24 protein-coding genes are annotated in these 24,146 nt (G+C 64.2%); 7 read left to right on the forward strand and 17 right to left on the reverse strand.

The window, feature by feature from the left end:
* Positions 1-6 precede the first annotated feature (6 nt).
* The 5 genes from ABIA40_RS23380 to petA form a co-directional block, all read right to left on the reverse strand.
* Complete coding sequence (locus ABIA40_RS23380; protein ID WP_404543392.1) at positions 7-2,172, reverse strand: anthranilate synthase component I; 2,166 nt, start codon at positions 2,170-2,172, stop codon at positions 7-9.
* Positions 2,173-2,389: 217 nt separating this feature from the next.
* Positions 2,390-2,551 (reverse strand): hypothetical protein, encoded by a 162-nt coding sequence (locus tag ABIA40_RS23385; RefSeq protein WP_157286380.1) that lies wholly within the window; start codon positions 2,549-2,551, stop codon positions 2,390-2,392.
* A gap of 4 nt (positions 2,552-2,555) precedes the next feature.
* Positions 2,556-3,230: a dienelactone hydrolase family protein gene (locus tag ABIA40_RS23390; protein ID WP_057026276.1), complete on the reverse strand. Its 675-nt coding sequence runs from the start codon at positions 3,228-3,230 to the stop codon at positions 2,556-2,558.
* Positions 3,231-3,443: 213 nt separating this feature from the next.
* Entirely contained in the window at positions 3,444-5,516 is a 2,073-nt protein-coding gene (gene fbcH / locus ABIA40_RS23395) for a cytochrome b/c1 (RefSeq protein ID WP_404543394.1), read from the reverse strand.
* A gap of 62 nt (positions 5,517-5,578) precedes the next feature.
* Positions 5,579-6,109, reverse strand: coding sequence for a ubiquinol-cytochrome c reductase iron-sulfur subunit (gene petA / locus ABIA40_RS23400; protein WP_036006265.1), 531 nt, complete (start codon positions 6,107-6,109; stop codon positions 5,579-5,581).
* A gap of 279 nt (positions 6,110-6,388) precedes the next feature.
* Here petA and ABIA40_RS23405 point away from each other — a divergent pair, with 279 nt between their 5' ends.
* From ABIA40_RS23405 to ABIA40_RS23420, 4 genes are read left to right on the forward strand one after another with little or no spacing between them, the layout of a single operon-like run.
* The gene (locus ABIA40_RS23405; RefSeq protein WP_404543396.1) at positions 6,389-6,826 is read left to right on the forward strand and encodes a tRNA (cytidine(34)-2'-O)-methyltransferase; all 438 of its coding nucleotides are present in this window, start codon (positions 6,389-6,391) and stop codon (positions 6,824-6,826) included.
* A 40-nt stretch (positions 6,827-6,866) separates the two neighbouring features.
* Positions 6,867-7,499, forward strand: coding sequence for a 7-carboxy-7-deazaguanine synthase (queE, locus tag ABIA40_RS23410; RefSeq protein ID WP_404543398.1), 633 nt, complete (start codon positions 6,867-6,869; stop codon positions 7,497-7,499).
* 20 nt (positions 7,500-7,519) lie between these two features.
* Entirely contained in the window at positions 7,520-8,407 is an 888-nt protein-coding gene (gene hemF / locus ABIA40_RS23415; RefSeq protein ID WP_404546327.1) for an oxygen-dependent coproporphyrinogen oxidase, read from the forward strand.
* A complete protein-coding gene (locus tag ABIA40_RS23420; protein WP_157286432.1) occupies positions 8,404-9,147 on the forward strand; it encodes an HAD family hydrolase in 744 nt (247 codons plus the stop codon). The genes hemF and ABIA40_RS23420 overlap by 4 nt, the downstream gene beginning before the upstream one ends.
* Positions 9,148-9,429: 282 nt before the next feature.
* On the opposite strand, the gene ABIA40_RS23425 is transcribed toward ABIA40_RS23420, so the two are convergent.
* From ABIA40_RS23425 to ABIA40_RS23445, 5 genes are all read right to left on the reverse strand, one after another.
* Complete coding sequence (locus ABIA40_RS23425; protein ID WP_404543400.1) at positions 9,430-10,413, reverse strand: Bug family tripartite tricarboxylate transporter substrate binding protein; 984 nt, start codon at positions 10,411-10,413, stop codon at positions 9,430-9,432.
* A gap of 161 nt (positions 10,414-10,574) precedes the next feature.
* Positions 10,575-10,946, reverse strand: coding sequence for a hypothetical protein (locus ABIA40_RS23430; RefSeq protein ID WP_244941361.1), 372 nt, complete (start codon positions 10,944-10,946; stop codon positions 10,575-10,577).
* 30 nt (positions 10,947-10,976) lie between these two features.
* Positions 10,977-14,096 (reverse strand): efflux RND transporter permease subunit, encoded by a 3,120-nt coding sequence (locus ABIA40_RS23435; protein ID WP_404543402.1) that lies wholly within the window; start codon positions 14,094-14,096, stop codon positions 10,977-10,979.
* Between the two features lie 6 nt (positions 14,097-14,102).
* On the reverse strand, positions 14,103-15,803 hold the full coding sequence (locus ABIA40_RS23440) for an efflux RND transporter periplasmic adaptor subunit (protein ID WP_404543404.1): 1,701 nt from the start codon (positions 15,801-15,803) through the stop codon (positions 14,103-14,105).
* 51 nt (positions 15,804-15,854) lie between these two features.
* Positions 15,855-16,238, reverse strand: a complete 384-nt coding sequence (locus ABIA40_RS23445; protein WP_036037130.1) for a hypothetical protein — start codon at positions 16,236-16,238, stop codon at positions 15,855-15,857.
* Positions 16,239-16,497: 259 nt separating this feature from the next.
* Here ABIA40_RS23445 and ABIA40_RS23450 point away from each other — a divergent pair, with 259 nt between their 5' ends.
* Entirely contained in the window at positions 16,498-17,547 is a 1,050-nt protein-coding gene (locus ABIA40_RS23450) for a hypothetical protein (protein WP_128263021.1), read from the forward strand.
* A 103-nt stretch (positions 17,548-17,650) separates the two neighbouring features.
* Positions 17,651-17,848: a DUF2158 domain-containing protein gene (locus ABIA40_RS23455; protein WP_404543406.1), complete on the forward strand. Its 198-nt coding sequence runs from the start codon at positions 17,651-17,653 to the stop codon at positions 17,846-17,848.
* Between the two features lie 63 nt (positions 17,849-17,911).
* Here the strand turns inward: ABIA40_RS23455 and ABIA40_RS23460 are convergent, their stop codons facing one another.
* Positions 17,912-18,265: a cupin domain-containing protein gene (locus ABIA40_RS23460; protein WP_128263019.1), complete on the reverse strand. Its 354-nt coding sequence runs from the start codon at positions 18,263-18,265 to the stop codon at positions 17,912-17,914.
* A 113-nt stretch (positions 18,266-18,378) separates the two neighbouring features.
* Between ABIA40_RS23460 and ABIA40_RS23465 the strand changes: the two genes are divergently transcribed.
* Entirely contained in the window at positions 18,379-19,065 is a 687-nt protein-coding gene (locus tag ABIA40_RS23465; protein ID WP_404543407.1) for a glycosyltransferase family 29 protein, read from the forward strand.
* Positions 19,066-19,247: 182 nt separating this feature from the next.
* Here the strand turns inward: ABIA40_RS23465 and ABIA40_RS23470 are convergent, their stop codons facing one another.
* The 6 genes from ABIA40_RS23470 to ABIA40_RS23495 all read right to left on the reverse strand — a co-directional run bounded on the left by ABIA40_RS23470 (position 19,248) and on the right by ABIA40_RS23495 (position 23,957).
* Entirely contained in the window at positions 19,248-20,078 is an 831-nt protein-coding gene (locus ABIA40_RS23470) for an outer membrane protein (RefSeq protein ID WP_404543408.1), read from the reverse strand.
* Between the two features lie 299 nt (positions 20,079-20,377).
* Positions 20,378-21,148: a sulfite exporter TauE/SafE family protein gene (locus ABIA40_RS23475; protein WP_404543409.1), complete on the reverse strand. Its 771-nt coding sequence runs from the start codon at positions 21,146-21,148 to the stop codon at positions 20,378-20,380.
* Positions 21,145-22,401, reverse strand: coding sequence for a CCA tRNA nucleotidyltransferase (locus ABIA40_RS23480; protein ID WP_404543411.1), 1,257 nt, complete (start codon positions 22,399-22,401; stop codon positions 21,145-21,147). The genes ABIA40_RS23475 and ABIA40_RS23480 overlap by 4 nt, the downstream gene beginning before the upstream one ends.
* 10 nt (positions 22,402-22,411) lie before the next feature.
* Positions 22,412-22,675, reverse strand: a complete 264-nt coding sequence (locus ABIA40_RS23485; protein WP_036013774.1) for a DUF6111 family protein — start codon at positions 22,673-22,675, stop codon at positions 22,412-22,414.
* Entirely contained in the window at positions 22,672-23,343 is a 672-nt protein-coding gene (locus ABIA40_RS23490) for a CoA pyrophosphatase (protein WP_157286391.1), read from the reverse strand. The genes ABIA40_RS23485 and ABIA40_RS23490 overlap by 4 nt, the downstream gene beginning before the upstream one ends.
* Positions 23,344-23,345: 2 nt before the next feature.
* Positions 23,346-23,957 carry a DUF1285 domain-containing protein gene (locus tag ABIA40_RS23495; RefSeq protein ID WP_404543413.1) on the reverse strand — a complete coding sequence of 204 codons (612 nt, stop codon included), beginning with the start codon at positions 23,955-23,957 and terminating at the stop codon, positions 23,346-23,348.
* Positions 23,958-24,146 lie beyond the last annotated feature (189 nt).

The following is a 24,146-nucleotide window of genomic DNA, read 5'->3' on the forward strand; positions in this document are numbered from 1 at the left end:
TGCCTCTCAATTGACCGGCGCATCCAGCCGGAACGCGTTTTCGACAATACGTAGCCCCACCTCGCCGCCGAGCGACATCAGCGATTCCGGGTGGAATTGCACGCCGGCGATCGGCAGGGTCTTGTGCTCCAGCGCCATGGCGACGCCGTCCTCGGTGCTGGCGGTGACGGACAACACCTCCGGCATGCTGTCGCGCTCGACATAGAGCGAGTGATAGCGGCCGATGACGATCTCGTTCGGCAAATTGCGCATCAGCCGTCCGCCGCGCACCTGCACCCGCGAGGGCCGGCCGTGGGCGGGATGGGTGAGCTGGCCGAGCTCGCCGCCGAAATATTCGCCGATCGCCTGCACGCCGAGGCAGACGCCGAACACCGGCAGCTTCTTCTCCAGCGCCGCATCGATCGTCGTCTTGATCCCGAAATCCTCAGGGCGCCCGGGGCCGGGCGACAGCACCAGCAAGTCCCACCTCTTCTGCTTGAGCATGTCGAGCGCATGCACATAGCGGACCACGGTGACGCTGGCGCCGACCTGGCGGAAATAATCGGCGAGCATGTGCACGAAGCTGTCGTCATGGTCGATCAGCAGCACCTGCTTGCCCGAGCCAGTGGCATCAGGCGCAAAGGTCGAGAGCGGCTTCGGCGGGTCGCCGCGCAGCGCCTGGAACAGCGCGGCGGCCTTGACCTGGCACTCGCGGTCTTCTGCGGCGGGGTCTGAATCGAACAGGCAGGTGGCGCCGACGCGCACTTCGGCGAGGCCATCCTTCATGCGGATGGTGCGGATGGTGAGGCCGGTGTTGATACTGCCGTCAAAATTCACCGCGCCGATCGCGCCGGCATACCAGCGCCGCGGCGAGCGCTCGTGGTCCTCGACGAACTGCATCGCCCACAGCTTTGGCGCGCCGGTGACGGTGACGGCCCAGGCGTGGGTGAGGAAGGCATCGAGCACGTCGAAGCCGGGGCGCAGCATGCCCTCGACGTGGTCGACGGTGTGGAACAGCTTCGAGTAGGTCTCGATCTGGCGGCGCGCCAGGACCTTGATGGTGCCGGGCACGCAGACGCGCGCCTTGTCGTTGCGGTCGACGTCGGTGCACATGTTGAGCTCGAACTCGTCCTTCTCCGAATTCAGCAGCTGGCGGATCTGCTCGGCATCGCCGATCGCATCAAGGCCGCGCGCGATCGTGCCCGAGATCGGGCAGGTCTCGACGCGGCGGCCGTCCGAGCGCACGAACATTTCGGGCGAAGCCGAGACGAGAAACTCGCCTTCGCCGAGATTCATCAGCGCACCATAGGGCGACGGGTTGATGACGCAGAGGCGCTGGAACACTTCGGCCGGCGAGCGGTCGCAGGGCTCGGCGAACAGCTGGCCCGGCACGGCCTCGAACAGATCGCCACGGGCAAAGGCGGCGCGCGCTGTCTCGACCGTGGCCTGATATTCGCCCGGCGCGTGATCGGCAAAGCCCTGACGCGGCGTCTTCAGATAGGGGCTGTCGGCGGTCTCGCGCGGCAGGCCTTCGGTCGATTTGCCCTTCCAGGCGAAATCGTAAGAGAGCACGACGCCGCGGCCGGTGGCACGGTCGTAGGCGAGCAGGCGATCGGGAATATAGAGCACGATATCGCGCTGGTCGGTCTCGCGCGGGCGCTTCTGCACGAGGTCCTCGATCTGGAACACGAGGTCGTAGGCGAAAGCGCCGAACAGGCCGAGCAGGCCGTCGTCACTGGCGGAGAAGGCAGCGACGAGATCGCGCACCAGCGACATCACGCTGGCACGCCGCGTGCGCTGGTCCTCCTCGACCGGCGCATCGCCGCGGATGATGTGGCCGGAAAGGCGCGTCGCCGTCTTTTCGGAGATCACCACGCAGGGTTCGTGCAGCACGTCGCCGAGGAAGGCGATCAGCACCTCTCCGCGCGCGTTCAGCGCTTCCAGCTTGAAATTGACGCCAACGGTCTCGAGCTTGAGCGGCGGGTCAGAGAAGCCGAGATCGAAGCTCTCGTAGCGGCCGGGCACGGTCGTGCCCGAGGACAGCACCACGCCGCGGCGGCGGTCGAGCAGGTTGATCAGGTCGTCGAGCCGGTTGGCGCCGCCGGTGAACTGCTCGGCCACACGCGTGATCGCAAGACCGGCGCGGGTCGCGTACGCACTTCTGGCCGGGAGGGCAAAGACTGTCCTGTTCATGTCGTCCTCTTACGAAACTTGTCGAGGGAACGCCACACAGGACAAACGATCAGGCCGCCGCACTGCGTGGCGACCTTCGACGATTTTGAGAAATGAAATCGCACCGGCCACCTCTTTAGGAGGTGCGCCACCAAAGACGGGCTGGGCGGACGGCGGTGCTCATGGGCGGATACTCACCATGGCGCGGGGGCGGCGTCAAGGGTGGCCGAGCTGCGGGTCAGAGGCCACCCTTCTTCCAGAGGGCTGCCATCTCGGCGTCGCTGGCAAACTCGCCGCGCTCAGCTTGATCGAGCCCCTCGCGAACGGCCGCCCTGTGCTCCTCCGGGATCGCGAAGACCTCGCGCTCCCGACGCCTTTTGTTCTCGGATCGGTCTGGCACGCTCCTACCCCAGATGCTTCCTGAAAAACTCCGTCGCGCGGCCCCAGGCGAGCTCGGCGGCTTCGCGGTCGTGCACGGCCTGGCGCTGCTCGTTGACGAAGGCGTGCTCGGCGTCATAGCGGAACAGCTCCAGCGACTTGCCGGCGGCCTTCATGGCCTTCTCGAAGCCGTTGACCAGCTCCGGCGTGCACCAATCGTCCTTGTTGGCGAAATGGGCCTGGAGCGGGATCTTGACGTCGGCGGGCTTGGCCGCCTGCTCGGGCGGGATGCCGTAGAACACGACGCCGGCCGCGAGCTCCGGGATTTTGGTCGCGCCGATGATGGTCACGGCGCCGCCGAGGCAGAAGCCGGTCAGCCCGACCTTGGCACCGTTGCGCGACAGATATTGCGTGGCGCCGCGCACGGTCTGCGTGGTGGCGTCCATGAAGTCGAGCGAGTTCATCTCCTTGTTGGCGCTGTCCGTGTCGTGATACGGCACCACCTTGCCCTTGTAGAGATCGGGCGCCAGCGCGTCGAAGCCGGCCAGCGCGAAGCGGTCGCACAGGCCCTTGATCTGATCGGATAGGCCCCACCATTCCTGGATCACCACGACGCCCGGCGCATTGCCGCGCCCGGCATTGGCGAGATAGCCCGAGGCGTCCTTGCCGTCCGGGCGCTTGAAGGTGATGCTGGTTCCCATGGTGTCCTCCGGTGAGTTTCTGGGGGATCGGTTGGCGGTATTTTGGCGGGTGGGAGCGCGCGGCGCAATCCACACTCTCGTCATTCCCGGCGGTGTGCAGCACCGAACCGGAATCTCGATATTCCGGGTTCGCGCGATCACGCGCCCCGGAATGACCAGTCAACAAAAAGCCCCCTCGCGGGGGCTTCTTCATCTCGTCTCGTCCTTCGCCGCTCAGTGCGGGGCGGCCCAGACCTTCTTCTTGGTGAAGTACATCAGGCCTGCGAAGACGATCAGGAACACGAAGACCTGGAAGCCGAGGCGCTTGCGCGCTTCCATGTGCGGCTCGGCGGTCCACATCAGGAAGGTGGTGACGTCCTTGGAGTACTGCGCGACCGTAGTCGGCGAGCCGTCGTCATAGGTCACCTGGCCGTCGCTGATCGGCTTCGGCATCTTGATGGCGTGGCCCGGGAAGTACTTGTTGTAGTACGAGCCCTCCGGGAGGGTGACGCCCTCCGGCACCTTGTCCTCATAGCCCTGAAGCAATGCGGCGACGTAGTCAGGCCCCTGCTCCTGGTACTGGGTGAAGACGTCGAAGATGAACCAGGGGAAGCCGCGCTTGTAGGAGCGCGCCTTGGTGATCAGGGACAGGTCCGGCGGCGCCGCACCGCCGTTCGCGGCACGCGCGGCCTGCTCGTTCGCGAACGGCGAGGGGAAATAGTCCGCCGGCCGGCCCGGGCGCTCGAACATGTCCCCCGCATCGTTCGGGCCGTCCTTGACCTTGTACTCGGATGCAAACGCCGCGGCTTGCGCCACCGAATAGCCGGGCCCGCCGGGCTCGGCGAGGTTACGGAAGGCGACGAAGGACAGGCCGTGGCAACTGGCGCAGACCTCCTTGTAGACCTTGAGGCCGCGCTGCAGGGCGCCGCGATCGAACGTACCGAAAGGCCCAGCAAACGACCACTTGTTGCCCGGAGGCTTGTCGCTGCCTTCGGCCGCTTTCGCGCTGTCGATCGAGCCCGCGAACAGCGAGCCGGCGAGCGCCAGAACGATCGCGGTCGAGACCATCGGCGTCGACCGGCTGCCGGTCTTGGCCAGCACGGCATCCGAGATCGAGTTCGGCACCGGCCGCGGCTTCTCGATGCGCGCGAGCAGCGGCAGCACGATCAGGAAGTAGGCGAAGTAGCAGAACGTCAGGATGCGGCCGGCGATGACGTAGATGCCTTCCGGCGGCTGTGCGCCGAGATAGCCGAGCAGGATGCAGACCGCGACGAAGATCCAGAAGAACTGCTTGGCGAGCGGACGGTACTTCGAGGACTTGGTCTTGGCGGTGTCGAGCCAGGGCAGGAAGCACAGGATGATGATCGCCCCGAACATCGCGATGACGCCCGCGAGCTTGTCGGGAATCGAGCGCAGGATCGCGTAGAACGGCAGGTAATACCATTCCGGCACGATGTGCGGCGGCGTCACGCCAGGGTTCGCCGGAATGTAGTTGTCGGCGTCGCCGAGATAGTTCGGCATGTAGAAGATGAACCAAGCGTACAGCAGCAGGAAGCAGGCGACGCCGAACATGTCCTTGATGGTCGCATGCGGCGTGAACGGCACCGTGTCCTTTTCCGTCTTCGGCTCGACGCCGTCGGGATTGTTCTGGCCGGCGACGTGCAGCGCCCAGACGTGGAGCACGACGACGCCTGCGATCACGAACGGCAAGAGATAGTGCAGCGAGAAGAAGCGGTTCAGCGTCGGGTTGCCGACTGCATAGCCGCCCCAGAGCAGCGTCACGATGCTCTCGCCGACATAGGGAACGGCCGAGAACAAATTGGTGATGACGGTGGCGCCCCAGAAGCTCATCTGGCCCCAGGGCAGCACGTAGCCCATGAAGCCGGTCGCCATCATCAGGAGGTAGATGATGACGCCGAGGATCCACAGCACCTCACGCGGCTCCTTGTACGACCCGTAGTACAGACCGCGGAACATGTGAACGTAGACGGCGACGAAGAACATCGAGGCGCCGACCGCGTGCATGTTGCGCAGCAGCCAGCCGTAGTTCACGTCACGGACGATCAGCTCGACCGACTTGAAGGCGAGATCGGCGTTCGGCGTGTAGTGCATCGCCAGGATCACGCCGGTCAGGATCTGCATTCCGAGCATGAAGGAAAGAATGGCGCCGAAGGTCCACCAATAGTTCAGGTTGCGCGGGGTGGGATAGGCGACGAAGGAGGAATGGATGAGACCAAAAATCGGCAGGCGCCGCTCGATCCATTGCAGGGCCGGATTGCTCGGCTGGTAGTCGGATGGTCCGCTCATGATGCGATCCTGAGGAAATAGTACGACGAGACGGCGCGAAGCTTCGGACTTGAGTCCGAAGCTCAGCCGATCTGGATTTTGGTGTCGGAAACGAACTGGTACGGCGGCACTGCCAGGTTCGTGGGCGCTGGGCCCTGGCGGATGCGGCCGGACGTATCGTACACCGAACCATGGCAGGGGCAGAAGAAGCCGTCGTAGCTGCCTTCATGAGCGATCGGGATACAGCCGAGATGGGTGCAGATGCCGATCACGACCAGCCACTGCTCGTGGCCCGACTTGACCCGGGCCTCGTCGGTCTGCGGATCCGGCAGGCTCGCCACGTTGACGGCGCGCGCCTCGTCGATCTGCTTCTTGGTGCGGTGGCTGATGTAGATCGGCTTGCCGCGCCAGAACACCTTGATGTCCTGGCCTTCCGCGATCGGGCTGAGATCGACCTCGATCGGCGCACCGGCGGCGATGGTCGAGGCATCCGGATTCATTTGGGAGATGAAGGGCCAGAGCGCAGCCGCGCCCCCTACTGCTGCAAATGCCCCTGTTGCAACAAATAAGAAATCACGGCGTGTCGGATGGTCCGCCGAAGACGCTGTCGTCACGATTCCAACCCTTTCTTCTTGCGCTACCGGTGGAACCGCTCCGGGGGGCGCCCAAGAGGTCCCCGGAAAGGCTGCCGGCGCCCGCGGCCCCCCGCGGCGGCAGAACTTGGCTTATTCACCTCTAAACGGGTGAAACAGCAGTCCAGAATCGTTCTATTGGCACCCTTGCCGGGCGAGCGCAAGCCCGCTAACGGCGTGGGAGCGTGCAATGCACGAATTCCCGGGCGGGCGATGTTTTATTGAGACATTTTGCGCCCGCAAGCCAACTCGCCGCCGCCCATGCAGATCGCACTTTTCCAGCCCGACATCCCCCAGAACACCGGCACGATTCTTCGCCTCTGCGCCTGCCTGGGGCTCGATGCCCATATCATCGAACCGGCGGGCTTCCCCATTTCGGACCGCCTGTTCCGCCGGGCGGGAATGGACTACCTCGACCATGTCAGGCTGACCCGCCACGTCTCCTGGGCGACATTCGAACACTGGCGCGCAGGCCAGGGCCACCGGCTGCTGCTGTTCACCACCGAGGCCGCCACCGACTACCGCGATTTTCATTACCAGAGCTCGGACATCCTGCTATTCGGGCGCGAGAGCGCCGGCGTCACCGATGCCGTGGTCGAGGCGGCCGATGCGCGTCTGGTGATCCCGATCAAGGCGGGGCTGCGGTCGCTCAATGTGGCCATGAGCGTGGCCATGGCCGCCGGCGAGGCGCTGCGGTAGATCCGGAACCCGCAAGGTTTGACAGGTTGAGGAGAGAGGCTTGAGTTACGCGGTCAAGGAGATCTTCCTGACCCTGCAAGGCGAAGGCGCCCATGCCGGGCGCGCGTCGGTGTTCTGCCGATTTGCCGGCTGCAACCTCTGGAGCGGGCGGGAGGCCGATCGAGCGGATGCGACCTGCAAGTTCTGCGACACGGATTTCGTCGGCACCGACGGCACGCTGGGCGGGCGCTATGGCTCGGCTGCGGAACTCGCCGATACCATCGCCGCGCAATGGACGGCGGCGGCCGCCAATCGCTATGTGGTGCTGACCGGCGGCGAGCCGCTGCTCCAGGTCGACACTGCGCTGATCGAGGCGCTGCACGAAAGAGGCTTCGAGATCGGCGTCGAGACCAACGGCACGATCGCAGCTCCTGATGGGCTCGACTGGATCTGCGTCAGCCCCAAGGGCGGCAGCGCGCTGGTCCTGCGCCAAGGCCACGAGCTGAAGCTGGTCTATCCCCAGGCCTTGGCGATGCCCGAAGCATTTGAGGATCTCGCCTTCGAGCGCTTCTCGCTGCAGCCGATGGACGGGCCTGAAATCACCGAGAACACCGCGCGCGCGATCGATTATTGCCTGCACCATCCGCAATGGCGGCTCAGCGTGCAGACCCACAAATCGCTCGGCATCAGATAGGACGCGACCCGCGAATGCAGATGGACGTGACGACGATCGAAGCCCGCAAGGCCCGCGCCCGTGCCTGGTTCGAGCGCTTGCGCGACGACATCTGCGCGAGCTTCGAGCGGCTCGAGGACGACGCGCCGCAAAGCCTCTATCCGGGCGAGGCCGGCCGCTTCAGGCGCACGCCGTGGCAGCGCACCGACCATTCCGGCGCGGCCGGCGGCGGCGGCGTGATGTCGATGATGCATGGCCGGCTGTTCGAGAAGGTCGGCGTGCACTGCTCGACGGTGCACGGCGAGTTCGCACCCGAATTCCGGGCCCAGATCCCCGGCGCGGCGGAGGATCCAAAATTCTGGGCCTCCGGCATCTCGCTGATCGCGCACATGCGCAATCCGAATGTCCCTGCCGTGCACATGAACACGCGCTTCGTCGTCACCACGAAGGCCTGGTTCGGCGGCGGCGCCGACCTGACGCCGGTGCTGGAGCGAAGGCGGACGCAGGACGATCCCGACAGCATCGCCTTCCATGCCGCGATGAAACAGGCCTGCGCGCAGCCGAGCGGTGTTGCCGACTACGACAAGTACAAGAAATGGTGCGACGAGTATTTCTACCTGCCGCACCGGAAAGAGGCACGCGGCATCGGCGGCATTTTCTACGACTGGCACGACAGCGGCGACTGGGACGCCGACCTCGCCTTCACCCAGGACGTCGGGCGCGCCTTCCTGAAGCTCTATCCCGAGATCGTGCGACGCAATTTTGCGAGCGCCTGGACGCCTGCTGACCGCGAGGAGCAATTGATCCGCCGCGGCCGCTACGTCGAGTTCAACCTGCTCTACGACCGCGGCACCATCTTCGGGCTGAAGACGGGCGGTAATGTGGACTCGATCCTGTCGTCGCTGCCGCCGGAGGTGAAGTGGCCATGAACGCCGTGCTGCCGCCGCTGCCCCGCGCCATGCTGATCGACATGGACGACACCATCCTGTCGGCCTATGGCCGGCCGGAGATCGCCTGGAACACGATCACGGCCGAATTCGCCGAAGAGCTCGCTCCGCTTCCGCCGCCGATGGTCGCAACCGCCGTGCTGGCCTTCGCGCGAAACTTCTGGGCCAGTGCGGAAGCCGCGTGGCGGATGAAGCTCGCCGAGGCGCGGCACCTGACGGTGAAGGGCGGCTTCGCCGCGCTCGCGGCCGCTGGCCACCGCGCCCTGCCCGACGATCTCGCCATTCGCCTCGCCGACCGCTTCACCGCCTATCGCGAGGAGGAGATGTTCGTCTTTCCCGGCGCGCACGAGGCGATCGACCAGTTCAAGGCGCTCGGCATCAAGCTCGCGCTGGTCACCAACGGCGCCGCCGACATGCAGCGCGCCAAGGTCGAGCGCTTCGAGCTGGCGCATCGCTTCGACCACATCCAGATCGAGGGCGAGCACGGCTTCGGCAAGCCCGAGGAGCGCGCCTATCTGCACGCGATGCAGGCGCTCGGCGTCACCGCTGAGGACACTTGGATGATCGGCGACAATCTGGAATGGGAAGTGGTGACGCCGCAGCGCCTCGGCATCTATGCGATCTGGATGGACGTGCATGGCGAGGGCCTGCCCGAAGGGTCGACGGTCAGGCCCGACCGCATCATCCGCTCGCTCGGCGAGCTGCTGCCGGACCGGCCGTAATCAGCCGGTCAAAACAAGACTCGAAAAACAACCCCATGCACAGTAGCGCGCTGCTGTAAAATCAAGGGCTTACGGATTTTACGAAAAATTTCTGACCCGTCGGGCAAAACAGGGGTATTATGGCATCGTCGCGAGGGTTGTCATCGAGCCTAGAGCGCGATGCGATCAGGATGAATCGTCATCGCGCTTTAGCTTATGTTCGAGCATGATCTTTTCGGAAAACCGCTACGCACTTTTCCGGATCATGGTCTATCGCGCTCCCGCGAGCACGCCCAAGGCAACCTATTCCACGGTGATATTGCCGGTCTCAATGACCCGCTTCCAGCGGGCCAACTCAGAGACCAGAAACTCCTGGAATTGCTCCGGGGTGTTGGCCACGATTTCGAGGCCGATATCCTCCATTCGTTTGCGTACGTCCGGTGCCTTCAGCGCCGCGACGATCTCGCCATGCAATTTTGCTTTCACATCGGCAGGAAGCCCCTTCGGAGCAGCCACCGCCTGCCACGAAAAGACATCGACACCATCAATCCCAAGTTCCTTCAAGGTGGGCACTTCGGGCAAAAGACGGGATCTGGCATCACCGGTGATGGCGAGAACCTTGAGCTGCTTGGATTGAATTTGCCCGATGACGGCGTTGATGTTTTGAAACGATACGTTGACATGCCCCGCGAGGAGATCACTCACAGCGGGCGCCCCGCCGCGATATGGCACGTGGAGACCGGTCGTCCCAGTGCGCTGCCAGAACAGCGCCGCCGTGAGATGATCGGACGAACCTGCACCCGAGCTTGCAAAAGTGATCTTGCCGGGGGCCTTCTTCAGCTGGTCCACCAATTCGGCGACCGTGTTTGCCGGAAAGTTCAAGTTGGCGACCAGGACGTTCGGTGCGCGCACAGCGACCGTCAAGAGATCGAAGTCCTTCAGGGGATCATACTTCAGATTGGGCTGAAGAAATGGATTCGTCGCATAGACACCGATCGAGCCGACGAGAATGGTGTATCCATCCGCTGCCGCCCGGGCCACCGCTGTTGCTCCAAGCGCGCCCGTTGCGCCGGAGCGGTTTTCGACGACCACCGGCTGCCCCAGCGTATCGGAGACCTTTTGTCCGATTGCTCGCGCGACCATGTCGGACGAGCCTCCCGCCGGGAATGGAACGATGAAGGTGATATTCCTTTCCGGCCAAGCCGCGTATGCCATCGAGGTCGCGGCAAGAAGCACGATGCCAGCCGCACCAAATCGAATCTTCGATAAGAGAGTTGCATTGCCCATTGTCGATCCTCCATTGCGACATTTTCTGAGGGCCTATTTTACGTGCTCGTGACATCCCGATTGATGCTCAGATTGTATTGATTGATCCACTATTTATCATCAGCGTTTGTCGCAGCGAAATCGCCGATGTACAAACCTGCCGAGGGGCGGCGCTTCGTCAATCATTGCGCAGCGTATCTCGCCGTCAGCGAATGACCGTGCAAGCTGCCGGAGAACACCACGATCGCCTTTGGCGACAGCTCGGCCTGCAGCTTTCCCGTCATCATGTTGGGAGTGGCCGGCGCAAGTGGAACGGTGACCGTCTTGCCGCCATCCTGAATCGTTGCGCGTCCGCGCATTTCCTTCGTCGACAGCGGCGATCCATCGTCGTCGCCAACGTAAAAGATGATGTCGGTCCCCTTGCTGACGAATTCGATCGGATGCCCTTGCGACTTGACGACGGGCCCCCCGTTGCTGCCCTTCGTCTGCGCCGCGGCAACATCCAGCGTCGCGATCATCACAGCCGTCATGGCGAGGCCGATATAAGTTCTCATTGCAGGCTCCTCGGTGGTTGTCCGCGCGCGTCAATAGGCTTCCGCGGGGGTGAACGTTGCGGCGTGTCCGGCCACCAGTCGCTGCAGCGGCTGTTTGCCGAACATCAGAAACAGAATCGGGGTCACGATTGTGTCGAGGACCGTGGCGCTGAGCAGGCCGCCGAAGATCGTCACGGCCACCGGGTGCAGGATTTCCCGGCCCGGCTCGTCCGCGCCGATCAAGAGCGGCGTGAGCGCTAGTCCTGCGCAAAGCGCCGTCATCAGCACCGGACTGAGGCGCTCCATGCTGCCTCGAATCACCAGCCCGGCCCCGAAACGCTCGCCTTCGTGGATGGCGAGATTGATGTAGTGCGAGATCTTCAAGATCCCGTTGCGCGCCGAGATGCCGGCCAGCGTGATGAAGCCGATCATCGATGCCACCGACAAGGGCTGCCCGGAGATCTTCAGCGCGGCGACGCTGCCGATCAGGGCGAGCGGAATACCTCCCATGATGATCAGCGCCAGTGCGATCGACCGGTAGCGGCTGTAGAGGACGACGAAGATCATCGCCATCGAGGCCAGCGACAGAATGCCGATGCGCCAGGTCGCCTCCTGCTGGGCCTGGAACGCGCCTTCGAGGCTGGTCGTGTAGCCTTGCGGGAAATCGAGCTCGCGAACCGACCTCTGAATGTCGGCCGCGATATCGGCGATGTCGCGGCGTCCGTCCCCGTTGCCGTACACGACGATCCTGCGCTGGGTCCCCTCCCGCTGAATCTGGTTCGGCCCGTCTGTCTCGACGATGTCGGCTAAAGCGCTCAGCGGGACGAACTCCGAGCCGGTCGGGATGAGCAAATTGTGCAGTCCCGTCGTCGAACGGTCTTGCTCCGACAGGCGCATCACGACGTCGAAACGGCGATTGCCGTCGACGATCTGGGAGACCTTCCGGCCATTGGACAGCGCGTCGAGTGCCTGGGTGACCGCAGCCGGCGTCAGGCCGTGAAGCGCGGCGCGGGCATGGTCGATTTGAACCCGCACTTGCGGAATCAGCACCTGCTTCTCGACCTGGAGATCGACCAGACCCGGGATCGTCGATAGACGCTGGCGCACCGTTTCGGACAGCCGCCGCAACATCTCGATGTCCTGGCCGAAGATCTTGAGCACGATCTGGGCACGAATACCGGACTGGAGATGATCGAGGCGGTGGCTGATCGGCTGTCCGATGGCCACCGACGCCGGCAGCGCGGACAGGGCTTCCCGGATGCTCGCATAGATGTCCGCCTTCTGGCGCTTGGACGGTGTGAGATCGACATCGATCTCGCTGTAGTGCACGCCTTCGGCGTGTTCATCCAGCTCGGCGCGGCCGGTGCGGCGTCCAACCGATTTCACCTCGGGCACCTTTGCGAGCAACTGCTCCGCCAATATGCCAAGACGGTTGGATTCCGCGAGCGAAATGCCTGGATTGTACTGCAGCGACAGGACCAGCGTCCCCTCGTTGAAAGGAGGAAGAAAGCTGCGGGGCATCTGGCTCGCGGCATAGCCTGCCACCGCGACCGCAGCGGCGACGAAGACCAGCACCAAGCCCTGCCGCTCGAAGGCCCAGCCGAGCACCCGCCGATTGGCCTGCTTCAGCTTCGTGACGACAAAGCTCTCGCGGTCACCTGAATGAGCTCGTCCCGAAAGCAGATAATAGGACAGCACCGGCGTCACGGTGATCGAGATCAGCAGCGAAGCGAGAATCGAGACCACATAGGCCACGCCAAGCGGCGTGAACAGCCGCCCTTCGATTCCCGGAAGGGCGAACAGCGGCACGAAGACGAGGACGATGATCATCGTTGCATAGACGATGCTGGAACGAACCTCCTGGCTCGCGCCGGAGATCACGTCGAGGACAGGGCGCGGGGTGCTCGACGCAGCGTTCTCCCGTAGGCGCCGCAGGATGTTTTCGACGTCCACGACGGCATCGTCGACCAGCTCGCCGATCGCGATGGCGAGGCCGCCCAGCGTCATGGTGTTGATCGTGAGGCCGAAGGCGCGAAACACCAGGACCGTCACCAGGATCGATATTGGAATGGCCGTCAGCGAGACGAACGCGGCGCGACCGTTCATCAGGAAGACGAACAGGACTATTGCGACGACGATCGCGGCCTCGATCAGGACGCGCTCGACATTGCCGATCGAGGTCTCGATGAAGGTGGCCTGCCGGAACTGCACGTTGGTGACGCTGATGCCCCCGCGCATAGTGCGTTGCAGCTCCCGCAGCGTTGATTCAACATTGCGCGTCAGTGCTACAGTATCCGCAGCCGGTTGCTTCATGACGCTGACGATGACGGCGGGCTTGCCGTTATATCCGGCGTCACCGCGCTTGGTCCGCGCGGCAAATTCCACAGAGGCAATCTGCTTCAGCAGGATCGGCTGCTCTCCGCGGTTGACGACGACGGTGTTGCGGAGGTCCTCGATACGCCTGGTGAGACCGACATTGCGGATCAGATATTCGCGGCCATGCTGGTCGACGAAGCCGCCGCCGCTGTTGGTGCCGAACCTTGCGACCGCCTGCTCGATCTGATCGTGGGTGACGCCGAGTGCCTGCATGGTGGCGACGTTCGGCGTCACGCGATATTGGCGGACCTCGCCGCCGATGGGTATCACCTGGGCGACGCCGGGAATGGCGAGGAGTTGCGGCCGGACGACGAAGTCGGCGATCTCGCGCACGTCCATGGGTGAAGCCGTGCCATCGCTCGTCAGCGCGATCAGCATGATCTCGCCCATGATCGAGGTCACCGGGCCCATCTGGGGATTGACCGCGGACGGCAATTGCTCGCGGATCAGCGCCAGCCGCTCCGAGACGAATTGCCGGGCGCGGTAGACGTCGACGCCCCAGTCGAACTCGACATAGACGACAGACAGACCAACGCCCGAGACGGAGCGTACCCGGATGACGCCGGGCATGCCGTTCATCGACGTCTCGATCGGGAACGTCACCAGCTGTTCGACCTCCTGGGGCGCCAGTCCCTCTGCCTCGGTCAGGATGTTGACGGTCGGGCGGTTGATGTCAGGCAGGACGTCGACTGAAACGCTCGGCAGGACGAACAGGCCGTAGCCGACCAGGACGCCGGCGACCGCCAGCACGAACAGGCGATTGCGCAAGCTTGTCTCGACGATGAGCTTGAACATGGCCGGCTACCGGATCTGGTTGATGAGGTCGGTGCCGCGAACGACGACATGTTCGCCTTCGTTGATACCGGCGGCCACGATCACGCGGGCTGCGTCTACCTGCACCACGCGAACCGGCCTCGGCTCGAAGCGCTCGGGCTCTGTGTGCAGCCAAACGATATTCTCACCGTTGCCGCTTCGAACGACGGCATTGCGCGGCACGACCAGGCCCGATACCGGCGCTCCGGTCTGGACCATCACATTCAACGGCTGACCGATGTTGAGACCTGCTGGTGGCTCCGGAATGGCGAACTGAACCACGGACGCATGCTGGCGCAGCGCCCGGCTCGTCCCGACGAAGCTCAGCGCAATCTGCTGCCCGTTCGGAGCCATTGCCGTTGCGGCTTCAGGCTGCTTCAAGCCGATTTCGTCATAGGCGAGCGCCTCGACCCAAAGACTGCTTGGGTCCGCGATCTGAAACAGAACGTCTTGCGGCTGTATGACCTGGCCCGGCGCGACCTTGGCTGCGGTGATGATGCCATCGGTCGATGCCCGCAGCTCCTCGAAGCCGGTGCGGGAATTGCGAACGGTCTCGCGGCGCGCCCGCAGACCCTCCAATTCGCTTTCGAGGTCGTTGACCTGCCCTTGCGGCACCGCGCCGCGTTCGGCCAGCGGCCGGAGACGCCGCAGCTTGTTGTCCGTGATCGCCATCAGCTGTTCGATCTCGCCGACCTTCTCGAGGATCGTCGTGCGGTCGGCGATTGGCAGATGCGGCTCGATCCGGATGAGCAGATCGCCCTTGCGGACGGTTTGCCCGATGCGGGGGATGCCGTCATCGCCGGGAACCACGCGGCCGCCGTAGATGCTCTGCACGATGCTGCTGCGGTTGGGGTCGGCCATGACGCGGCCGATCAGGGTGACGGCGGGACGAATCGTCTGCGGCTCGGCTGCAGCGGTGCGTACCTCGAGCAGACGCTGCGTCGGCTTGGCCGCGAAGACGGTGCCGTCTTGCAGGCGGCGCGGGGCATCGCTCAGCGCGGGAACATCAGGCGGATTTGGTTGCGTTGCATTGGTCCGGCCCTCGCCGAACATGACGGAGGCGAGAATGACCAAAGCCCCCGCCAACACCGCGGACATCGAGGCCGCCATGAAGCGGCCACGCCGCTTCCAATAGGCGAAGAGACCGCCGAAGCCCAAGGCGGCGAGCACGGACGCGGCGATGGCGGCTCGGTTCGAGAGAAGCCAGCCGGGCGCGTGCTTCTGCTCTGCGGGCCGGGCCTCTGCACGCGGTATGAACGAGTTGACCAGCAGATCATTTCCCCTGCTAGCGTTGATCGAGAAGATCACCTCGACCGATCCGGACGGTGTGCCGTTCGGAATCGGGGCGGTGTAGACGCCGTTCTCCTGGCTCAATGCCTCGATCGGGGCGGAATCGCCGATCGTGACCTGCAAGGCGGCGTCCGAGACCGGCTCGTTCGTCGCGGCATCATCGATGAAGACGAACAGCCTGCCGTCTTTCAGGATGCCGACGACTTCGTAGAGCTCGGAGCGCGCGGCAATCCTCGGATAGGCTGAGGACACGACCGCCGTCTTTTCGGCGTCGCCGTGATCGTGCCCTTCATGGCCAAAGGCGCCCGACAAGCCAAAGACCAGGCTCACCAACCAGACACCGCCGGCCAGCCCAAGAGCTGCGAGCCGCCCTTTTGGGCAGCGCTGATTCATCAACATCGAAAGATCCTTCAGACATGCGAAAAGGCGGCGGCCGAAGCGCCGCCGGGACTACGCGATGCTGAAGGTACTTGGTGGCCGGACGAGTCCCTCGGGGCGCACCCCGACAATGGCCCGCGCGAGCGGCAGGTCCATGGCGCCGAGCACTTCGAAGACGCTGAGCAGGTGAACGACCTGCGTTGAGGCGATCGAGGTGCCAAACATGTCCCAGGCCACGCCGGGAGCGCCGTCCTCATCGTGATCCGGCCCGTCATGGACGTGGCCTTCCGCGTCGTCGCCCGCGTGGGAATGCACGTGGCCGGCCAATTGATCGTGGAAATGCAGGGAACCGCTGAGCGTGACGGACGGCATCGGAATGGCGCCAACAGCCGCCTGCGCCTGCGAGACCGAGATCAGGGCCGCCTGAAGCACAAACGCGGATATCGCCACGAACATGGCCGTTCTGGCGAGTTGACGAAGATGGTGGCGGACACCGTGCGGCACGCCGAAAAACTAGGCGATGCCGACCGCGAATTCAAGGCGACGTTCGCATCGCGTGGGAGGTGGTCCAGACACCCTCCCCGTTCGATCGAGGAGCTGCCGCCGCCCGATATCCGGCAGCCCGCCTGCCTTACTTGAAGTGAAATGCTTCACAAGCCGCAATCCGCGATTGCGGTAGCCTCGTGCCATGGGGCGTGGTGAGTTGGAGGCGACAATGGAGCAGGACCTTCCGAAGCAGGCAGCGCGCACGCGATCCCCGGTGAAGGCGGCGGGCATCTGGCAGAGAATTCAATCCTGGGACAGCCGCCTCTCGGTCACCAAGGGACTGACGGCCGTGACCCTGCTGACCGGCTTCCTGGGCGGATATTTCCAGTACCTGAATTCCTATGAACAGAAGGTCGGCGAGCAGGCCAAGGCGGACATGCAGAAGGCGACCGACACCTTCCTCGAGATCTCGGACGCCTTCGCCGACGTGCAGATCCAGCAGGAGACCATGCTGCGCGAGCAGTTCGGCTCGCTGAAGGCGCAGGCAAGCCCTGCTTTCATTCCGGTGGACTCCAAGACATTCGGCTCGTTCTCGGACTATTGGAAGGCGCGCACGTCGCTGCGGCGGAACGGCGCCATCTTCGCGCGCAAGGCGGAGATCTACATCGACTGGCCCAGCGACCTCGGGCGCGATCCGGCCGCAGAGCACACGCTTGACCAGGATCCCCTGACGGCAACGCTGCTCACCAAGTACAATTTCGATTGCGATTCCGACGCCAACCTTCCGCAGTTCAAGGGTGCGATCTTCAATGGCGCCGATCCTGGACGTCCCAGCGACGAATTGTGCAACGACCCGACGGCCAATGGGCTCAAATCCTACGTCAACCTCTGTGCCAGGCGGGCGGATGGCGAGATCGATGCGTTGCAGAAGGTCGTGACCATCAACTGGTGGAGCGCCAAGCACCACGTCCTGGTGATGCACCATTGCTTCGAGGTGCTCCGCGGCGGGCCGAATGCGTTGCAAGCTCCGGCCTCCGGCAACGACGTGCCGAACGATCGCAAGCTCGACAAACCACGCGACAGCAATGAGCACAGGCTGCAACTTCAGGCCCGCCGGCTGGACGCGTTCATGACGCTGACCATGGCGCAGCTGGATCGCATCAGGGTGCGATACCGCCCCACCGGCTTCTTCTGCCATGTTCCGCTCGCGCGCGATGCCATCGGCTATTTCAGCAACCAGTGCCTGCCGAACCAGCCGGTCACGAGCGAGCGCAGCTGAGCCGTACCGCGGAGACACCTTCCGGCACCGGCAGCCGGCGTGATCGGCCTGTCATGACGGCCTGTTAGCGTCGGCCGTGTCGATCAACCTGAAAGGACAATCCATGGATCTGAAGGCCGGCGATGTCGTGATGCTGAAATCCGGCGGTCAGCCGCTGACCGTCGCGGAGGTGAAGGAGAACGAGGCGCTGTGCCTGTGGATGGGCATGGAAGGCGACCTGTTCCGCGAGACGCTGCCGCTCGCCGTGCTCGTGCAGGTGGAAGACGAGGACGACGAAGACGAAGATGATGACGAGGAGTAGGCACTTCTCGGACTGCATTCTCGTGCGACCGAGCGCTTCCCTTGATGACGGGCGCGGGGTTGATCAGACGAGGATACGAGGCGCCGCCGTGGCCTTGTCTCCGGAATTCGGCGTCCCCGTCGGTTCGATCAAGAGGATGTGCACTTCCCCACGCGCCACCGGCCGGTGCTCAACGCCCTTCGGCACGACAAAAACCTCGCCGGGCTTGAGGGTGACCGTGCGGTCCCGCAGCTCGATGTCGAGCGTCCCGCTGAGCACGAGAAAGAAGTCGTCCGTGTCCTCGTGCTTGTGCCAATGAAACGGCCCCTCGAGCTTGGCCACCATGATGTCGTTGTCGTTATAGGTCGCCACCGTGCGCGGGGAGAAGCGATCGGTAAACGTTGCGAGCTTCTCGGCGAGATTTGCGGGTGCTTTCATCGCGTTTCCTCAGGTGAACACTTCCAGCTCATATGGTGACGGGTTACGCTCCTGGAAGGGATAGCACGACGTGCTTTGGGAGCTTCATGTGACGCCTTCAAGGAGCACCATGGATGAGGATCGCAATTGTCGGAAATGGCGGCGGTCCGCTCAAAATGAAGCTTGGACCATTGATTGACGGGTGCGATCGAGTCGTTCGCATCAACGAATTCCGGACCAACGGTTATGAGGAATCCGTCGGTTCGCGCCTCGATATCCACATGGTCAATAGTTGGACCAGGATCGCCGGCCGGGACGACCAATGGCGAACCGGCCAGTGTCTGTGGTTCGCCTTTCCAGATCCCGTGTCATGGACGAGGATGGCGACGGAGTACGAGGGCTTCGAGCTGGAATACCTGACGAGGTGGCATCTCGATTTTCTTCCGGAGGAGGCGTCTTCTGAAATCCACGCTCGTGCACTGGAAGCGGTCGTTTCAGGTCCCGTGCAGTATTTCAGCCAGTCATTGATGATTGATCTGGTGCGCGCAATGGATTTTGAACGCGCAGGGATCATGATCGGCAAAGACGGCAAAGTTGTACAGCCAACGACAGGTCTGAAAGCACTGTCGCTCGCGCGCCATCTTTACCCAGATGCGGAGCTGCTTGCTTTGGGCTTTGATGGCTTCCAGTCAAGTACCTACTACTGGGATCCGCAGCGAGCCGACCAGTACGACAATCACGCCTACGCTCGGGAAGTCGATTATTTCAGTCAGCTTGTGCAGCGGGGGGCGATAACGAGACTTGATGTTCGCGCGCCCTGACGGGCTGCTGCATAGCGCTGTCAATGGCAATGAGGGCTTGCGATGACGGCATTGCCTGAGAGCTGGCCGGATTGTCGGCTGACGATGCTGCTCACCGCACCGGCGGTGAGCAAATGACGACATGGATCGAGGCGAGGGTTTCGCAACGGCGAAACCCTCCTACGAGCTGATGCCGGTCGAGATCAGAACCGATAGTTGATGCCGCCCTTGGCCGTATGAAGCTGAACCTCGGTGTCGGTGAAGGACGCTCCGGGGAATGCAAGCGCATTGCCGTTCGACTTTCCGAGATTGATGTAGATGTACTCGGCCTTGAACGTCCAGCGCGGGTCGAAAGCCCATTCAAGGCCGCCACCGGCGGAGAAGCCCACCTGGACCTCCGACGAGGACGCGCTTCGCGTCAGGGCCGGGAAGAAGCCGTTGAAATTGGCGATGTTCGGCGTGGCGAGATTGGAGGTGAAGATGCTGTTCTTGACGTGGCCCCAGGCGAAGCCACCGGTACCGTAGATCAGCAGGTTGTTCGCCGCGTATCCGAGACGTCCGCGGATGGTGCCGAAGACATCGATTTCCTGCTTGAGATTGAATACGCCGGTGAAGGCGCCATTGTCGCCGCCGATCGTGCCGGTGACGCTGAACGGGCGGCTCGCCGTCTCCCTGATGGCTGCGCCGCTCACATCCGCTTCCAGACCGTACACGAACGTGCCGGACTGCCAGTTATAGCCGATTTGGCCGCCGCCGAATCCGCCCTTGGGGTTCACATCCAGGGTGAACGGCCCAGTCCCACCCGTGACGACATAGCCGGGCACCGTCCCGGTTGCGAGCGCGCCCGGATCGAAGGTCGCGGTCGGATCGCTCCAGCCATAACCACCATGCACGCCAGCATAAAAACCGGTCCAGCTGAACGCGACCGGCGCGGGCGGCGCCTTGGTGTAAGCCCTGCCGAGATCGGCCGCGGAGGCGGCGTGGGAGAGACAAAGAGCCGAGATCAGGAGAGTACCGGAGACAATGGATTTCATAACTTCCCTCGAGGCGCCGCTTGAGCACTCGTACAACCGCCGATGACCGGCCGTCCGCTTGAGCCAAGTCATACAGGTGGTCTCGCAGTATTGCTGTAGCGTCCGCGACACGGCGTGGAGCTGTGGAACACGGTTTATGCGCGCAAAATTCGCCTGGCGCGACGTGATCCGGATTTTCGCGACGTCAGATGCTCCTGGGACGCCAGACGCGCGGTGGGACTTGCGGAACGACGTGAGGGCGCTTCAAGCCAACGACATTGGGATTCGGCGCTGCACCTGCGCCATTTCAGCCGGCGTCGTTAGGCCATCAGCTGCCGCGCCACCACTGAAATCATCACCAGCCCGCCGGTGATCACGGCGGCATCGAGGATCGCCGTGTGAATCTGCACCGGCATCCGTTCGACGAAAGCCCTGGCCAGGAACGCGCCGGGCACGGCCATGCCACCGATCAGCAGCGCCAAGGCGAGCACCTGCGCGGTGACGGCGCCGGCGAGGCCGAATACCGAGATCTTGATGAGGCCGGTGCCGAGCGAGATCATCGCGTCGGTCGCAATCACCGCGGCGCCTTCGAGCCCTGCGGCCATCAACAGCGAGAGCAGGATCACGCCGGAGCCCGAGGTGCCGCCGACCAGGACGCCATAGCCGACCGAGCCAGCGGCGAGGCCGGCGTCGCCGATCCTGACATCGCGGCGGCGAAGCCTGCGGCGCAGCGGCACGCTCAGGATCAGCATGGCGCCGATCACGAGCGCGGCGCCGGCATTGGTGAGGCGGGTGTAGCCGTAGGCGCCGAGCGCGGTGGTCAAGCCTGCGCAGGCCAGCACGACCAGCACGCGGCGGCGGTCCGCATGGCGGACATAGGCAAGCGCGCGGCTCGCATTGGTCAGCATCGCGGAGATCGCGATGATCGGCACGACGGGCTCGGCCCCGACCAGCGGGACCAGCACCAAGGGCATCAGCGCACCGGTGCCGTAGCCGGCGAGACCGCCGATAATCGATGCAAACAACGCCATCGCTGCGACCAGCAGAAGCTGCAGAAGCGAGATATCGGCGAAGCCTGAGACGATGGTCAATCTTTCTGGTCGCCTCTGATGCGGGCCACGGCTTGATCGGCGATCGCGGCGAGCGTGGCTTCCTCGCGTGGGAAATCCGACGCGAGCCAAGCGTCTTCGGCGAGCGTCAGCACATGGCCGAGCGCGGGTCCTTCGGCGAGGCCGCGCGCGATGAAGTCGGCGGCCTTCAGCGGGAATTTCGGCGCGCTCCAGCGCTGCGGCAGCTCGGCGAGCGCGCGCCAGCGCGTCGATGTGACGTCGCCGCCGTTGCGTGCCCAGCCAAGCAATACGCGATCGTGATAGCGCTCGGGCCCGAGCCGGTACAGCAAGCGCCGTGCCCTGGCTTCGTCTTTGGTGGCGAAGCGCCACCAGCGGTGCCCCATCGAATCCAGCGCCTTGGCCTCGGCATTGGAAAGCCGCAGGCGCACGGCGAGGCGCTTGGCGTCTTCGGTGACGGCGACCGCGAGCGCGGCCAGGCGCCGCGTGCTGCTGGGGCTGAGGCCGAGCTCGCGCTCGATTGCGATCATTGTGTCCAGGGGACCCGTGTAGACGACGCCGCCGGTCAACGCCTGCAGCAATCCGCCCTCGGCCATGGCCCGCACGGCCGCAGCCGCACCACCGGCGACCAGCAGCTTGAGCATCTCCATGCGCACCCGCTCGGCCGACAGGCTGGCCAGGCCCGCGCGTCCGCGGATGCAGGCGAGATAGCCGTCGCGGTCGGGCTCGCCGGCACCGAAGGCGGCATGGATGCGGAAGAAGCGCAGGATGCGTAAGTAATCCTCGGCGATGCGCTGGTCGGGATCGCCGATGAAGCGCACGCGCCGCGCTTTGGCGTCGTTGATGCCGCCGACATAGTCGTAGACGACGCCGCGCGCATCGACCGACAGGCCGTTCATGGTGAAGTCGCGCCGCTCGGCATCCTTGACCCAGTCGCGGCCGAACGCGACCTTCGCCTTGCGGCCGAAGGTCTCGGTGTCCTCGCGCAGCGTCGTGACTTCATAGGGGTGGGCATCGATCACCAACGTGACGGTGCCGTGGTCGATGCCGGTCGGCACGCTCTTGATGCCGGCGGCCTTGGCGCGCCGTATCACCTCATCCGGCAGCGCCGTGGTCGCGATGTCGATGTCACCCGGCGCAAGACCGAGCAGCGCGTTGCGCACGGCGCCGCCGACCACCCGCGCCTCCTCGCCATCGGTGCCGAGCAGCGCCAGGACGCGCGCGGTGCCGCCTGCGGTCAGCCAGGGCGCATCGGCGAGTAAAGGCTCCGCGCTCATGGACCCGCCCCTACTTTTCCGTGCCCGGCACGAGCTTGCCGTCCTCGATATGGGCGGGGACGTAGGTCGAATCCGGCGGCGCGCCGGAGAACTCCGCCAAGCCGATGAGGCCCGCGATGACCAGCACGATCGCCACCAGCGCAAGACGCGCGACGATCGCGACCGGCCATGAGGAGCGTGCGAACACACCGGACCGCGTCGCCGCCAGGAACAGCGCATAGACGGCAAAGGGGATGAGGAAGATTCCGATCTCGGTCAGAACCGTCCGGATCATGACGAATAGATCCGCTCATACAGCACACGCAGCATGCCCGCCGTCGCACCCCAGATGTAGCGTTCCGCGAACGGCATCGCGTAATAGGATCGCGGCGTGCCGCGGAATTCCTTGCTGTGCACCTGGTGGTTCACCGGATTCATCAGGAAGGATAGCGGCACCTCGAACGCATCATCAACCTCGGAATGGTTGATGCTGAGCGAAAAGCCGGGCCTGACCCTGGCAACCGTCGGCAGGATGCGGAAGCCGAAGGCGGTGCCGTAGAGATCGAGATAGCCGAGCGGCTCGACGAAGTCGCGCGACAGCCCGACCTCCTCCTCCGCCTCGCGCAGCGCCGCATCGAGCGGCGAGGCATCGATCGCGTCGATCTTGCCGCCGGGAAAGGCGATCTGGCCGGCATGGTCGTTGAGATGCGCCGAGCGCTGCGTCAGCAGGATGGTGGGCTCGGGATGGTCGACCACCGCGATCAGGACCGCTGCCGGGCGCACCGGCTGCTCGCGCGCGATGATCTCGAGCATCTTGTCGGTGCCGGGATCGCCCGAGGCCGGGATGATGTTGGGATCATAGAGGCCGGGCGGCACGTCGAAGCCGAGCCGCGCCCTGGAGCGGGCGAAGAAATCCGCAGCGCCAAGCGCGACCGGCTCGTTCGTCAGGATAGGGTTGTTCAAATTCAAAGCGCCGCCCTCACCTGCTCCGCATCGGCCATGGCGAAGAACTCGCCGGCCGACTCGACACCGAACATCGGCTGGCCATCGACCATCCGCTCCTCGCCCATGTCAACCAGATCGTAATAGAGCGCGCGCGTCACCTTGGCCCAGAGGTCGGCGCGGACGTGCAAGTAGGGCGTCAGCCCGCCATCCCTTGCCTGCTCGAAACGCAGCCGGTGCGCCGCGTCGCAGCTGACCCAGTCGTCGACATTGGTGCGGAAGTGCAGCACGCGATGGCTGCCCTCGCCGTCCTTCTGCATCTCGACCGCCATGAACGGCGCATCGTCGACGCGGATACCGACCTTCTCCACCGGCGTGACCAGGAAATGCTTGTCGCCCTCGCGCTTGAGAATGGTCGAAAACAGCCGCACCAAAGCGGGACGCCCGATTGGCGTCCCCATGTAGAACCAAGTACCATCGGAGGCGATTCGGATGTCGAGATCGCCGCAAAACGGCGGATTCCACAGATGCACCGGAGGCAGGCCCTTTTTGGCGCCTTCGGCACCGGCAGCGCTTTTGGCGGCAGCAGTCAGTCCCTCGAGACCCCGATCGGCGCTCTGCCCTTGGTTCGCCATGGTTTGCCCTGACTTTGTGATTGGCACGATTGGTGCAGGTCTACGTTGTACTTAGGTGCGCGGTTCCATCCGGAATAGTCCGATGTGGAGGTCGCCACTTCGTGATGCCGTACATACCCCGAAGCCGATAAGGTGGGGATAGGTTAATTCAACGAATACATGGCCTTCCTGCAAGTCTAGCATGGGGCC

Origin of the sequence: Bradyrhizobium sp. USDA 223, from assembly GCF_044909005.1 — a bacterium.
GTDB classification, from domain to species: domain Bacteria; phylum Pseudomonadota; class Alphaproteobacteria; order Rhizobiales; family Xanthobacteraceae; genus Bradyrhizobium; species Bradyrhizobium yuanmingense.